Here is a 14,389-nt window from a genome sequence, read left to right as displayed (position 1 = left end):
GAGTTCGCCCCGACCGAACTGATGCCGTCCGGCGTTCAGCTCCGACGCGATCTCGCGCGGACCAACCTTGCCCCATGCATCAGGACGAGCGCGGTCGAATATTTCGGGCCGCCGCGGAAGATATCCTGGCACACGCACGCCAACCATGCCCTCTCTTCCCAGGTCGCCTGCCTCAACTTCTTGATGCCTCTGGCGACGCGCCCGGCGCTTCTCTCCGAGGTCATCGGTCGTGCGCTCGGTATATCTCCGCCCAAGATGCTGGAGGTCGAAAAGGGCGCCCAGGACGCGCCGTGGTTCGTCGGCTTCGAATGGACGGGACGGCAGGATCATCTCGGCGAATGGCGCAACGGATCGGTGACCCGCGGCGCGAACGCGACAAGCGCCGACGCCATCGTTCGCTTCCAGAACGAGGCGGGCGCGACGGAGGCGCTTCTCATCGAGTGGAAATACACGGAACGGTACGGCACGCGCCCGCTGGACGAGCGCGGAAATCCGACCCGTCTTGCCCGCTACAGCAAGAAGGCGTTTGCCCCGGATGGCCCGATCAAAAACGATCTCGGCCTGTCGGTGAAGGACTTCTTCTACGAGCCCTTCTATCAGCTTCTTCGCCAGCAAATGCTGGCATGGCGGATGGAGCGCGCAACAGAGGGTGGTGCGACCCGGGTGCGAGTTCTGCATATCGCTCCAAGCGCCAATACCGACCTGCATCGCGTCACGGCGCCCGCGCTACAGAGTTTTGGGGCCGATGCTTTAGCCGTATTTCGGCAGCTCTTGGTGCGGCCGGACGACTTCCTTCAAAGGACCACGGAAGAGCTGTTCGGCACCCTGACGCCTGACATCGCATCCGATGCGGAGACGAAAGACTGGGCCTCCTATCTGCAGCGCCGCTACACCTTCCTGAACGAGCCCGCCGGATGAGCAAACCGAAGAAAACCCCCGTCGAGACGATCACTTATCCCGACAAGCGCGCCAACATTCCGCCTGCCGAGCTTGAAAGCGTACTGGAGCCGGAGGATCGCGCGACGATCAAGGTTGCCTATGAGCGGCGCAACCGCGATCTCGACCCGCAACTCGTCTGGCGCGGCAAGGATGTTCTGGGTTGGTCCGATCTCGTCGTCGATGCGCCGCCCGTCTATCTGCAGGAGCAGGTGCATCCCAAGGCGCTGATCGAGGATCTGCGCGCCCATGCGGCGAACGGGCGGCCGCGCTCGGGCTCAAACGGGGAGGGGCCGAGCCTCTTCGACCATTTCGGCCTCGCCGGCGAGGACCTGGAGGCGGAGATCGAGTTCTACCGCCACACTAAGAACTGGTCGAACCGGATGATCCTCGGGGATTCGCTGCAGGTGATGGCCTCGCTTGCCGAGCGCGAGGGCCTGCGCGGCAAGGTGCAGTGCATCTATATCGACCCGCCCTACGGCATCCGCTTCAACTCCAACTTCCAGTGGTCGACCACGAGCCGAGACGTGAAGGACGGCAAGCTGGAACACCTGACGCGCGAGCCGGAGCAGGTGAAAGCGTTTCGCGATACCTGGCGCGACGGCATCCACTCCTACCTCACCTATCTGCGCGACCGCCTGACGGTAGCGCGCGACCTTCTGACGGAGAGCGGGTCTTGCTTCGTGCAGATCGGCGACGAGAACGTGCACCGGGTTCGCGCACTGATGGATGAGGTATTTGGGGAGGAGAATTTCCTCAACCAGATTTTCTTCGAAAAGACGTCAGGTGATACCGGCGCCTTTCTGAATCACGTCGGCGACTACATACTCTGGTACGGAAAGAATTCCGATCGAACGAAGTACCACCAGCCGTATTTTATCAAACGCGTGGGTGATCCGGGGGGCACCCAGTACAACCAGATACAACAGGAAGACTTCACCCGCCGCAGCGCAACGCCGGCAGAGAAAGCGGCCCCTCCGAAGAATTTCCGCTTCTGGGCGCATGACAACATGACGAGCCAGAGGCCACCCGGAGATTTCCCGGTCTCGATTAGAGGGAGCCGAATTCGACCCAACAGAGGTTACTGGAAAACCGGTGAGACCGGCATGGGCCGCCTCCTCCATGCAGAGCGGCTTATGCTGATGGGTCGAACGCTCCGATACATACGGTTCCTTGACGACTTCGGCGTATATCCCATCTCGAATACTTGGTCGGACACCGTCATCTCCGGGTTCGGCATTGACAAGACGTATGTGGTGCAAACGCTTCCGAAAGTCGTGGAGCGTTGCCTCCTCATGACGACCGACCCCGGCGATCTCGTCCTCGACCCGACCTGCGGCTCGGGCACGACCGCCACCGTCGCTGAGCAATGGGGCCGGCGCTGGATCACCATCGATACCTCCCGCGTTGCGCTGGCGCTCGCCCGCGCCCGTATCATGGGCGCAAAATATCCCTACTACCTTCTCGCCGACAGCCCGGAGGGGCTGAAGAAGGAGGCGGAGGTGACCCGCGCCGCCCCCTCCACGCGCGAGACGCATGGCGATATCCGTCAGGGCTTCGTTTACGAGCGCGTGCCGCACATCACCCTCAGGGACATTGCCCGGAATGACGAAATTGACGTCATCTGGGATAGCTTGCAGCCGATCGTCGAGGCGGCGCGAGAACGCCTCAACGCCGCGCTGAAGGGTTTTGCGACGCCGTTCAAGGTCGAGACCGGCGGGCGCGCCGGAAAGACGATCGATTTTGCCGCTTCCGGCACCGCGACCCTACCTTCCGGCGAGGAGGCGCCCGCCAACGGCTTCATGGAATGGGAGGTGCCGCGCGAGGCGCCCGACGGATGGCCTGCGGAGGCCAAGAGGGCGCTCGAGGAATTCTGGGAAGCACGGATCGCCCGCCAGAAGGAGATCGACGTCTCAATCGCCGCCAAGGCGGAGCACGAATTCCTCTACGACAAGCCCTACGAGGACAAAAAGCGCGTCCGCGTCGCCGGGCCTTTTACGGTGGAATCCCTCTCGCCCCATCGCTCCGTCGGCGTCGACGAGGATTCCGAGCTGATCGATTCCCTCCAGGCCGCCGAGGGGCTGCGCCGTCGCGAGAGCACGGAGGCGGAGAACTATTACGAGGCGATCCTCGAAAATCTCAGGAAGGCGGGCGTGCAGCAGCGCGACCGGGCCGACCGCATCGCCTTCACCACGCTGAAGCCCTGGCCGGGCGAGTACATCTCCGCCGACGGCCGCTACCAGGAGGGCGAGCGGGAAAAGCGCGCCGCGATCTTCGTCGGTCCCGAATACGGCACGGTGCAGCGGGCCGACCTCGTCGCTGCCGCGCGCGAGGCCGGCGAGGCGGGTTTCGACGTTCTCGTCGCCTGCGCCTTCAATTTCGACGCCCATGCCGGAGAGATCAGCCATCTCGGCGCCGTGCCCATCCTGCGCGCCCGCATGAACGCCGACTTGCACATGGCCGGCGACCTGAAGGCGGGCGGCGGCAACCTCTTCGTCATCTTCGGCGAGCCCGACATCGACCTCGAAGAGACGGAGGATGGCAAGCTGCAGGTGCGCCTGAAGGGCGTCGATATCTTCAAGCCGCAGACGGGCCAGGTCGTCTCTTCCGACGCGGAGGACATCGCCTGCTGGTTCCTCGATACCGACTACAACATGGAGAGCTTCTTCGTCCGCCACGCCTACTTCCCGGCCGCGGACGTGCCCTACAAGGCGCTGAAGAACACGCTGAAGGGCGAGATCGACGAGGAGGCCTGGGAGAGCCTGAAGCGCACCGTCTCACGGCCTTTCCCCAAGCCGAAGACCGGCCGCGTGGCGGTCAAGGTGATCAACCACCTCGGCGACGAGGTGATGAAGGTGTTGAGGGTTTGAGATGGATGAGGATGACTATCGCGGTCTCATCGAGCTCGTGAAGGAGCAGATGGCAAGCCATGGGCTTTCCGAGCTTGGCGCTGACGAGAACTACCTCGTCTTCTCCTCTGAGGATGATGAAAGCCGGCTGCCTGCGCCGCACCAGCATCTCCTGGCGCTGCTCGAGGCTTTTCGCGTGCATGTGAAGCTGACCCACCGCGGGACGGTGGAGGAATCGCTCGCACGGATCCATGAGGCTTGTAGCGGGGAGGGGCCGAGTGCTGCTGAGATCATCCTCTCACGAGAAATAGGTGAAGGGAGGGATAGCGTGCGAGTTTTTCTGCCCGAGGAACTTCCGGATCGCAGTGAAGTCTTATTCCAAATTGAGTTTTTGATTCAAAGACTTCGCGACGAACCGGGCCCTGATGTGCCTACATCCCGCTTCCGCCGTTAAAATTTAGGAGAAGGGCGTGGACAAAAATCAGGCTGAAAGCGACATCGTCGGTGTATTCGATCTCTATGGGGCGACGTCGTCCCCAACGATTTCGAAGCTCGGCTCGACGGCCGATGGCAAGGTGTTTGAACTCTGGATTCTGTCGGAACTCTTAGAGGAAATTGCGGGCAAGGGATACACAATCCAATACTCGCATCCGGGAAGCACGATCCCTCTCCCTGGCGGACCCTGCAAATTGGATCAGAGCAGCCCGCACTTTGACGTTTTCGCGCCGGGATCTAGCGGCGCGCTATGGCAGGTATTTTTGAGCGTCGAATTCCGAACGCTTGGCGCGCAAATCCTAGATAAATCGGGACTGAGCTTGCATGGGTCAGTGTCAGGCGCGTCTCATCTAAGCTCCTATCATGAGATCGACGTCGGAGTGTTCAAAGGGGTGCAGGCGGATGGTCGACCTCAGCACGACCAAGTCGTTCTAGCGACCGAATGCAAGGCGGTGAGGAAAGGGGACAAGAGCTTAGTGCGCGGTGCGCTCGGAATGCGCAGGGAGCTGAGCTATCTCACGCATAGCCGACCTAGCGCGTTCGACAGTCGGCTATCGGTCAACGCAAATCCGCCGAGTGTTGTTAGGCTGGTCTGCGCCTATTCGTGGATAGATAATTATTCAGGAAGTCCCTCGGCCTATAGCGTTGACGTTATCCATAGAGCACCCTGACGTCGGCGGAGGATCTTAGGGTGGGGCGAGGGAAAGACAAAAATGCCAAAGGTCTTTTTTTCGCGTTGCAAGCCCTACGGGATCGACGCGGTCTGTGTAGCACGCGAATGCAAGCGTCTTTTCTTCGGTTATCCGATGCGCAAGCAGGGTGCACACTATGACCGCCACAGTTTGAGATCCTGCATCGTCGACGTGACGTGCGACGAGGCAACCTGGGCGGCGGAACATGCCGCGAGCGACCGCCTTCGCCAGTACAATCAGAACCGGAATTTCGTGAGCCAGATCGAACCCGGTTCGATCGCCCTTGTCCCGCGCCCGGCCGAAGGGGTCATCTATTGCGGATACGTCGAGGGCGGCTTTGAACTCGTGAACGACCCGACCTGGTACGACATCTGGGAGAGCATCTGGCGCAAACACAAGAGCGAAGATCCGGACGAGTACTGGATTGCGAGCGAGGTCGCGCAGACCTGGAAGGTGGACAAATTCCGCGCCGTCCCCGTACCGCGCGTTCCGGTATGGATCCGGCGCTCGCTCTTCGGCCGCTCCACTTACGGCATCGTGCGTGGCTATCCCGATTTAGACCCCCACAAGACCATGCGGGACGTCCTTGGAAGCGATGCCTTCCTGCCGCGCAGTTGGACCACTGATCCACGCGAAGCAGAGCGGCGACTGATCACGGACGTGACGCCGGACGCCCTCGAGCATCTGATGGTTGCCCTCCTCCAGCTGGAGAACCCGGAGGAGTTCTGGACGCATGTCGGAGGCTCTGGCGATGGCGGCCTGGACGGCTTGGGAGCCAACGCGTCAGGGGAGGTGGTCGGGCTTCTCCAGTGCAAATGGGCGTATGACGGAGAAGATCTGAAGCTCAACACGCAGTGGGCCTCGGAGAGGCACAGGCCGCGCACAATCCTCGCCGCCGCCTCTCATCGCGATGGCGTGGCTGCTCCGTCGGGAGTCGAATTCTTTGATAAGGCGATGGTTGCGCAGCTCCTGGTCAAGCATGCAGAGGCGCTGCCGCAGGCCAGGGCACTGCGGATCGGCAATGGAAGGTAAGGGGGTAGGGAGTGAGCGACTGGTTTCTGCTTGAGAGGAAGGCGGCGCGCGCCACTGGATACCCTGTGTCTCTTTCCGGGAAGCATTTCGTGGTTCGAGAAGGGTCTACCGCTCTCAAAGTCGGCGGACACCGCAAGGCCCGAAATCACCGGCTTCGCGACGCTCTGGTGCGGCGACGCGTTTTGGAGGAGCATCCATCCGATACAACGCTCTACGTTTTTGCCTCGGATTTTATCTTTGATAACCCGAGTGCAGCAGGTGATATTGTGAACGGCGCAAATGAAAGTGGTCCTGAAACTTGGAAGCATTCTGGAAGTGGTCTGTCGCTGAAGGAATGGCTCCCAAGCGTTCGCGCTGCTCTCGCTGCGTCGGCTATTTTGCCGTGAGGTTCGAATGCATACGGTAATGAAGCCAATCGTTTGGAATGACGCCGGGTACATGCACCCATCGGGCGGCCCTTTCATGGCCGGTTTCCCGGCTGAGAACGGCTATGGACATGAGGAGTGGAACCATCGGCCCGACCTCGTATTCGAGCGGAATGGAAAGCCGATGAAGATCTTTCATACGGAACAGCTGTCGAGACCCGAGGCCGTATTTGACGGTGCATCCATCACTTTGCATCTCTACGCGTCGAGGGGTGGCAAACAGGCAATAATGTCGACGGCACGCAATTGCGAGCCGTTGCTGAGATCTTCCGATCTTGAGGCCCGGCGCGCGATTTTGGATGAAGTTCCTCTCATTCGGGATCTGTGGGAGGAGGCGTGGGCTTTACGGCGTGTGCAGGAGCTGCACGACGACGATAGGCATCAGTTCAGGAAGCAATGGCTCGAAATGGACGCGCCGTGGTTTCCCACTTGGCTTTGCCCGGTTGAGGATTTCTTCGCATGGCAGACACCGATCCCGGTCGACGGCAGAGCCATCAAGGGAGCCCGCTTCACCACACGCTACAAGACCTCGGAACTCCTCAGTGCTGAGCAAGCCAGCCGGATAGAAGAGCTCCTCCCATACCCGGCCACCGCGCCACGTTCTGTTGAGGCGGATGTGGAGGTAGTCAACGCCCGACAGCTCGACGCGACGACAAAGAAACAACTGATCGACGCTCGCCGTGGGCAGGGGCAGTTCCGTGAGGATCTTAGGAAGCTATGGCGAGGCCGGTGTGCGGTGACTGGCTGCGAGGTCGATGACGTCCTTCGCGCCTCTCACATTAAGCCATGGCGTGACGCGAGCGACCAAGAGAGGCTCGACCCGCGCAATGGTTTGCTCTTGAGCGCGACGCTAGACGCGCTGTTCGACCGCTACCTCATCTCGTTCGAAGATGGCGGGAAAATGCTCATATCTCCGGCAATCAAGGCGGTTGAATTCGAGCACCTGCCGCTAAATCCCGAAAGCCAGATCGATGTGCCCGAAGGGACGAAGAAGTACCTCACGTATCATCGTCAGCGCTTCGAGGATCGAGCGAAGAATGTGAAGTCATAGCGGGGGTTCCCCTTCGTAGCTCATGACCCTCCGCATCGCCGATTCCTTCACGGCCTCGCTCGCGAAGCTGACGCCGCAAGAACAAGGTCTCGTGAAGCAAACGGCTTTCGACCTGCATTCGGGCCTCGATCGCCCGGGCCTTTCCTTGCACCGGGTGGATGGCGCGCGCGACAAGGGCTTCTGGACCGCGCGGGTCAATGACGACATCCGCATCGTCCTGCATCGGAGAGGCGAGGACACGCTTCTTGCCTATGTCGGCCATCACGACGACGCCTATCGCTGGGCGGAGCGACGGCGGCTTGATGTGCACCCGAAGACGGGCGCGGCCCAGCTCGTCGAGATCCGGGAACGGGTGGAAGAGGTTGTCGTCCCCGTCTACGTGGCGGGCGAAGCGGCGAAGCCGAAGCTTTTTGCCGAGACGCCGGAGGCGACGCTGCTCCTTTGCGGCGTTCCGGAGGACTGGATCGGCGATGTTCGCAAAGTCGACGAGGACACGATCTTCGCTCTTGCCGAGCATCTTCCGGCTGAAGCGATGGAAGCCCTCCTCAACCTGGCGGTGGGCATCGAGCCGGTTGTCGCTTTCATGCAAAAGCTCGATCCGTTTGCGCATCCGGACGCGCAGCGCCGCTTCCATCTCCTGACGGATGAGACTGACCTGCGGCGCGCGCTTGAAGCGCCCTGGGAGACCTGGTCGATCTTCCTGCATCCGGCTCAGCGCGAATTCGTCGAGCGCAACTTCGCCGGTCCGGCGCGGGTGATCGGCAGCGCCGGGACGGGAAAAACCGTCGTGGCGCTTCACCGCGCTGTCAGGCTGGCGCGAGAAAATCCGGCGGCACGCATTCTCCTGACCACCTTCAATTCCGCGCTGGCGACCGCGCTGCGTCTCAAGGTCAAGACGCTCGTCGGAGATGAGACTCCGGTTTTCGAGCGCATCACGGTCGCCGATCTCCCGACTGCGACCCGGGAGCTGTTTGAGAGAACGGTCGGTCCGATCCGGCTGGCCGACGAGGAGGATGTTGCCCGGGCCTTGGCGAAGGCTACGGCGGCGAGCGATCTTAGCGTCGACGAACGCTTCCTTTTGGAGGAGTGGAAGCTGATCGTCGACGGACGCCAGATCCAGGATCGCGAAACCTACCGCGACTTGCCGCGCCTCGGCCGCAAGAAACGCCTGGCGGGCGAACGTCGAGAAACGCTCTGGACGATCTTCGAGAACGCGCGAGAAAGCCTGCGCGCCAGCGGTCTGACGACCTATGCCGAGATGCTCAGGCTTCTGGCGGACGGTATCACCGCTGCGGAAGTCCCTTTCGATTATATTGTCGTGGACGAGGCGCAGGACATCCTGGCTGCTGAACTGCGCATCCTCGGCAGGCTGGCGGGTGACCGCCCCAACGGCCTCTTCTTCGCCGGAGATATCGGCCAGCGCATATTCCGGCCCGCCTTTTCATGGCGCTCCGAGGGCGTCGACGTGCGCGGCCGTTCGCGCAGCCTGCGCGTCAACTACCGCACTTCGCAGCAGATCCGGCGGCAGGCAGAAGGTCTTCTGCCCTCCATGCTTGTCGAGGTGGATGGTTCTGAGGACGATCGACTGGGTGTGCAGTCGCTCTTTTCTGGGCCGACGCCGGTGGTGCGCGTCTTCCCGGACATCGAAGGAGAGAAAAAGGCTGTCGCCGCGTGGCTCTCGCAATGCGTTTCCGAGGGCATGGGGCCCTCTGCGATCGCTTTGGTCGTCCGGTCATCAGAGCTCTTTGAACGGGCCGAGGCCGCCGCAGCGCTTGCCGATCTCATTTCAGGCCGGGAGGGCGAGGATCGAAACGCCGTGCGTGTGGCCGCCATGCACGACGTGAAGGGCCTCGAATTCCGGGCGGTCGCTGTCATGGCATGTGAGGAGGGCGTCATTCCTTCCGAGGCCCGCATGGTGGAAGCCGCGGACGAAGGCGCTCTGGCTGAGGTCTATGCGACGGAGCGGCATCTTCTTTACGTGGCCTGCACGAGAGCCCGAGAAAACCTCCTGGTCACAGCGGCAGAGCCCGCCTCTGAGTTCCTGCAAGATCTGCATAGCTGACAACGGAACGCCGTTTCGTCCAGTGCCCAGAGCATGACGCAAGGTGAAGGCGCGTCCTCTTGGCTGAGATTTGCATCCGAATGAGCGTTCAATGAAGTATCGATCTCTCCTGATACAACCGCTTGAAGCAGCTTTGGCGGTTCGATAAGCCTTGCAGGGCGCTAGCCGCGAATTGGGGCTAGGTCACAGATATTTGGGGCGGCGAGATCTGAAAAAGTAGGCATCTGTTTAGGTGCCGCTGGGGAAGGGGCTCATGGGTTCAATTGTCTGGAATGGCGGGGTCCGTTTCCTGGCTTTCTGGCTAGTGGTCGGCGCCATTCTTGTCTTTCTGGCTTCCTGGTGGCCTTGGCTCGATGCAAGTCTGGTTCTTGCAGTTTTCCGCGAGGCGATAGACGGCAATCTCGAACGTGTGAGCCAACCCGAATTTGCTTACGCGCTAGCCGCTGGCCTCGGGGCTCTCGCGATTGCGCTTCTGACAGCGTTCCTGCTGCTCCATGTCGTGGCTTTGAGGTTGGCGCTTGGACGCCTCCGGCGGGCGGTAATGCGCACCAGCGGCATGGTCGATTTCGCTGATCAGTACGAAACGATCGATCAGCGCCTGTCGCGCAGCCCGCTCCTGAGGCACGCATGGAAGGAGTTTGACGAGACGCTGGTGAAACCGGAACCGGGTTCATCCGAGCCGATCCGCAACACCGTCAGACCGCAGACCTTCTTTAACATCTCTCTTGCCCGGGAACGCCTTTTCGGCCTCAAGATGATGGGCAGCATTCCGAGCTATTTCGTCGGAACCGGGTTGCTTCTCACTTTCATCGGGCTTGTTCTTGCGTTGCACACCGCAGCGGGAGGGGTCAGCAGCCCGGATGCGGACGCGATGGGGATTGCGACGCGAGAGTTGCTCAAGGTCGCCACCTTCAAATTTGCCACCTCTATCGCTGGACTTGGCGCCTCGATCGTCCTCTCTTTTGCCTTCCGCGCCTATCAGATCTCGATCGAAAGCGGGTTCAGTGCTTTCTGCGAGGGGGTCGAGGAGCGTCTTCTTTATACCGCACCGCAGCTCATTTCCTCGCAGATGAACGAACGTATCGGCGCGCAGCTTGACGAGCTTAAGCAGATCAACAGCGCCGACTTTTTCGCTCGGATGGGCGAGGCGGTTTCACCGCAGATCCAGGGCGCTTTCACAACAGCGATGGCGCCGGTCACTCAGAGCCTCGACCAGGCGGTCGGCAGGCTGACCGAGAACAGCCAGAGCGGCGTCCAGGAGCTCATTGCCCGGTTTACCGAGGGCGTCCAAGGAAGCGCGGGTGAAGAGCTGCGCGAACTCAGCTCCACACTCCGCCAGGCGCAGGAGTCGCTGGCGGCTACTCAGCGAGGCATTTCCGGGACAGGCGAAGACTTCGGTCGGCGCATGAGCGAAGCCGCGGAGAATCTCAACAGACTGGTCGGGGAAGCGGGCCATCGGCTCGAGGCGAGCGCAGAGACAAATCGGACTGCGTTGGCCGAGACTGTCCGGGCGCTCCAGGAATCCTTCGAAAGGGCCAACCAGAAGGTCGACGAGGAGCTGGCTCGCTCCGCGGTCGGAGCGTCTTCGCGTCTTGAGGAGGCGATGGGCCGGGTGATGGAAAAGCTCGAGAGCCAGATTACGAACCTCGGAACGGAGATGGGAGGATTTCAGGAAGCGAGTTCGCGGCAATTGGAGGAGAGCAGGCAGCACCTGCATGCGGTGCAGAACGAGGCAGCGGGTGCGATACACACGGCCGCCTCCGGCGCGGCACAGGCGCTTGCGGCGGGGATCAGGGAATCGGTTGCGCGCATACATGCTGAGATCGAGCGCTTCGCCACGACGATGGAGGCCGCGCGAAATGATTTCTCCGCGCATGGCGGCGCGATCCGCGATGCCACGGACAAGACCCGCTTGATCTCCGATGCGTTCAGCCAGACGGCTGACGACGTGAGAACGGCCTCTGCGCCTCTCGCGCGCTCAGGCGAAGCAATGGCATCGGCTGCGCGCGAGATGTCCAGCTCCGTCGCGTCGACGGTTTCAACGCTCCAGGCCGAACATGCTGCCGCGGAGAGGATGTCCAATGAACTCGCGGCCGTGCTGACCCAGATGAAAGAGCTTTGGGCTGGCTATGCGAACCGCTTCCAATCCATCGATCAGGAGCTGGGACAGGCCCTTAACAAGATTTACGAGCAATCACGCGCACAGGGAGACTCGCTGGCGGAGTATAGCACCAAGGTCGACCAGGATCTCGCAAAGGCGGCAAGCCATTTGCACACCACCTTGGCCGACCTGCGAGACAATACGGACGAATTGTCAGAGGCGGTGGTAGCTCTCCGGAACGCCTTGATGCGCGAAGCCGCCGAGTAATCCGGCATGTTGGTCGAGGAGGATCTCAACAGCGGAACGGCGGAGGAAGGAGAGAACTATTTCGTCTCAATGACGGACATGATGATTGGGGTGTTGTTTATCTTCATCATCATGCTCATGGTTTTCGCTCTCGATTTGCGTCAGCGCACGGATGTCCAAGAAGATGCGGTAAGCATCGCTAAGGAAGTCGCCGAAAAGCTGGAGGCTCTGCAGGCCCGCGTAGATGCGGAGATCAGCGCAATCGAGGAAGCACAGAAACGACGACAGGAGCTCCTCGATCGAATCCAGGACGAGCTGCGACAGGCAGGCCTCGAAGTCGTCGTCGACGAGCAACATGGCGTTCTACGTCTAACTGAGCAGGCGGTGCAGTTCCCGTCCGACAGCTCCAACCTCGGTACGGTTGCGAGAGAAAACGTTCGAAAGATTGCGATAGCCCTCTCGGCAGTCCTTCCGGATTTTGTCGTCTGCGAATCCGATGTGGCGGCAGCGACCGGATGCCGGAAGACGGATTCTCATGCAATGCTTGAGACGCTCTTCATCGAGGGACACACTGACGAAACAGGCCCTGACGAACGCAATTGGCAGCTCTCGACAGAGCGAGCGGTGAATACCTACCGCGCTCTCGTCGAAGACGCTCCACTGCTTCGAAGGCTTAGGAACCGGGCCGACGAAGAAGTCGTCTCCGTCTCCGGGTATTCGTCGACCCGGCCGATCGATGCGTCACGAACGCACGATGCGCGGACGCTCAATCGCCGTATCGATCTCCGCTTCGTCATGGAAACGGACAACCGCGAACGGCTGCGGGAGATCAACGGGCTTACGAAGGCCATGAAGTCGGAGATCGACCGTCTTCGGGCGGCGAGCGGAGAGGGCCGATGACAAGCCTCCGCGACGTTTGTCGGGAGATCCGTGGTGCGCGGCCTCCGGCTTTACGTCTCCCAGAGATCCCTTCAGTTACCGTGGTCTCGAAGCAGTTCGGCGAGCGGGTGGGTTACCTGGAACAGCCGCGGGCGAAAGACCTGGACGAGGTGGCTGCACACATCCTTGACCAGATACGGGGAGGGGAGGGGCTGTCATCTCGCGAGCTACGTGAGTCGGCGTGGTGCCTTTGGGAGACTTCCCCAGCCCTCGCGACCGAGAAGGACGTGCTCGACGAGCTACTCATGGCTCTCGCCCGGAGCGAGCGACCTCGTGCCTATCGAAGTTTCGCAGCGTCCTATCTCGCAAGCTTCGATGCTGGGCTGCCGGGCATCTCGACCGTTGTGAGGGTCTTGGGAGCGCTCGCGGGACGCGCGGGCCAGCCATGGAATGAGCTGCACAGGGAATTATCTCTGTTTGACCTTTCCGCCGGACCGGAGCACGTCGCCAAACGGGCGCTGGCCGATCGTTGTTCGCCGACCGAGGTGCTGCAGGCGACCGGCCTGCGGGCGCTGGATGCGACGTCCGGCTTCGCCAGAGCCTGTGTGCAGGTGCTTTTGCGCCATCTCGCTGAAGGAGCGATAGCTGATCCGGACGAGCGACTGGAACACGCACACGCTGCGGCGATCGTGGACGGGCGTCTGCGCTTTGAAGAGCAGGGGCCGGACTTCGCCGGTGCTCTCGTTCGGCCCTTTGCCGGGGCAACGCCGGACAAGGCAATACGAGATCGCTACCTCGACGTGTTGTTGAGCCTGTTCGGCGATCCGCGTCTCTATCCGGCCCGCTGGAGCCGGATACCCGAGGCGAAGTCCGTCATTCTTGGATGGCTCACGGAGCAATCCCTTCGTCAGTTCCTGGACGTGGTCGATCGGGTCGCGGTGGAGCGGATGTGGAAGTATCGCCGAGCGTTCTGGGAGGCTGTCTACGACGCCGGTTTGATCGAGGAGGCATGGGTTGCGTTCGCACCGTCCGGCGCGGCCGAGGCCAGAAGGGCCTTCGGCAAGACGACATCCTTCGCTTCACTTTACGCGCCGCCAGGCAGACAGGTGGAAGCGGGCCACGCGGTCCTGCTCTTGCGGATCGGTGGTGCGATTGTGGCTGAATGGAGTCACAACGGAAGATGCAATATCTGGAGCAATCCAGGCATGCGGGACATGCCCAGCTTATATCGCAGGAACTACTCATCGGATGAGCTGCGTCACGGCTCGGAAGTGACGGATGCGCCCGATGGGCCCCGTTTTGCCGTAGCGCATCACCACCCTGAGACACTAAGCTGGCAGCGCAAAGTCTCGGAGAAAATATATCGCATGACGGGAATACGCATCCGAGAATCTCAGTATCGGATCCCGTAATGCGATTGCGCTTTGAGAGCCAGATTACTAACGGGGGCGTGCTATTCCGGGCGAGAAGCGGAGGCATCCTTGGTGCCCGCTCCGTTCCTGTCTCGGAATGGCATGGCATCGCTGGCGCTCCGGGAACTGCAGCGCGCGTCATCCTCGGTTGTGTTGAGCGGGGGCAGGCGACCGAGCAGGATGAGGGGATTGTCCTGTCTCACTCAGCG

11 protein-coding genes are annotated in these 14,389 nt (G+C 61.4%); all 11 read left to right on the top strand.

Annotation, left to right across the window (positions count from 1 at the left end; genetic code table 11):
* The first annotated feature begins 21 nt into the window (after positions 1-21).
* The 11 genes from CLD20_RS14080 to CLD20_RS14030 all read left to right on the top strand — a co-directional run bounded on the left by CLD20_RS14080 (position 22) and on the right by CLD20_RS14030 (position 14,180).
* Positions 22-918: a hypothetical protein gene (locus tag CLD20_RS14080; RefSeq protein WP_224407292.1), complete on the top strand. Its 897-nt coding sequence runs from the start codon at positions 22-24 to the stop codon at positions 916-918.
* Entirely contained in the window at positions 915-3,806 is a 2,892-nt protein-coding gene (locus CLD20_RS14075) for a site-specific DNA-methyltransferase (protein ID WP_224407291.1), read from the top strand. Before CLD20_RS14080 ends, CLD20_RS14075 begins: the two co-directional genes overlap by 4 nt.
* 1 nt (position 3,807) lies before the next feature.
* Positions 3,808-4,239: a hypothetical protein gene (locus tag CLD20_RS14070; RefSeq protein ID WP_224407290.1), complete on the top strand. Its 432-nt coding sequence runs from the start codon at positions 3,808-3,810 to the stop codon at positions 4,237-4,239.
* 16 nt (positions 4,240-4,255) lie between these two features.
* On the top strand, positions 4,256-4,951 hold the full coding sequence (locus CLD20_RS14065) for a hypothetical protein (protein WP_224407289.1): 696 nt from the start codon (positions 4,256-4,258) through the stop codon (positions 4,949-4,951).
* Positions 4,952-4,993: 42 nt separating this feature from the next.
* Positions 4,994-6,004 carry a hypothetical protein gene (locus tag CLD20_RS14060; protein ID WP_224407288.1) on the top strand — a complete coding sequence of 337 codons (1,011 nt, stop codon included), beginning with the start codon at positions 4,994-4,996 and terminating at the stop codon, positions 6,002-6,004.
* 11 nt (positions 6,005-6,015) lie between these two features.
* Positions 6,016-6,390 (top strand): DUF4357 domain-containing protein, encoded by a 375-nt coding sequence (locus CLD20_RS14055; protein ID WP_224407287.1) that lies wholly within the window; start codon positions 6,016-6,018, stop codon positions 6,388-6,390.
* 19 nt (positions 6,391-6,409) lie between these two features.
* Positions 6,410-7,480 carry an HNH endonuclease gene (locus CLD20_RS14050; protein ID WP_224407286.1) on the top strand — a complete coding sequence of 357 codons (1,071 nt, stop codon included), beginning with the start codon at positions 6,410-6,412 and terminating at the stop codon, positions 7,478-7,480.
* Positions 7,481-7,634: 154 nt separating this feature from the next.
* Positions 7,635-9,542: a UvrD-helicase domain-containing protein gene (locus CLD20_RS14045; protein ID WP_224407285.1), complete on the top strand. Its 1,908-nt coding sequence runs from the start codon at positions 7,635-7,637 to the stop codon at positions 9,540-9,542.
* Positions 9,543-9,795: 253 nt separating this feature from the next.
* The gene (gene zorA, locus CLD20_RS14040; protein WP_224407284.1) at positions 9,796-11,910 is read left to right on the top strand and encodes an anti-phage ZorAB system protein ZorA; all 2,115 of its coding nucleotides are present in this window, start codon (positions 9,796-9,798) and stop codon (positions 11,908-11,910) included.
* 6 nt (positions 11,911-11,916) lie between these two features.
* On the top strand, positions 11,917-12,789 hold the full coding sequence (locus CLD20_RS14035; RefSeq protein WP_224407283.1) for an OmpA family protein: 873 nt from the start codon (positions 11,917-11,919) through the stop codon (positions 12,787-12,789).
* A complete protein-coding gene (locus CLD20_RS14030; RefSeq protein WP_224407282.1) occupies positions 12,786-14,180 on the top strand; it encodes an EH signature domain-containing protein in 1,395 nt (464 codons plus the stop codon). Before CLD20_RS14035 ends, CLD20_RS14030 begins: the two co-directional genes overlap by 4 nt.
* The last annotated feature ends 209 nt before the right edge of the window (positions 14,181-14,389 follow it).

It is taken from the genome of Afifella sp. IM 167 (assembly GCF_020144925.1).
GTDB lineage: Bacteria > Pseudomonadota > Alphaproteobacteria > Rhizobiales > Afifellaceae > Afifella.
This window is presented reverse-complemented; position numbering and strand designations above follow the sequence as displayed.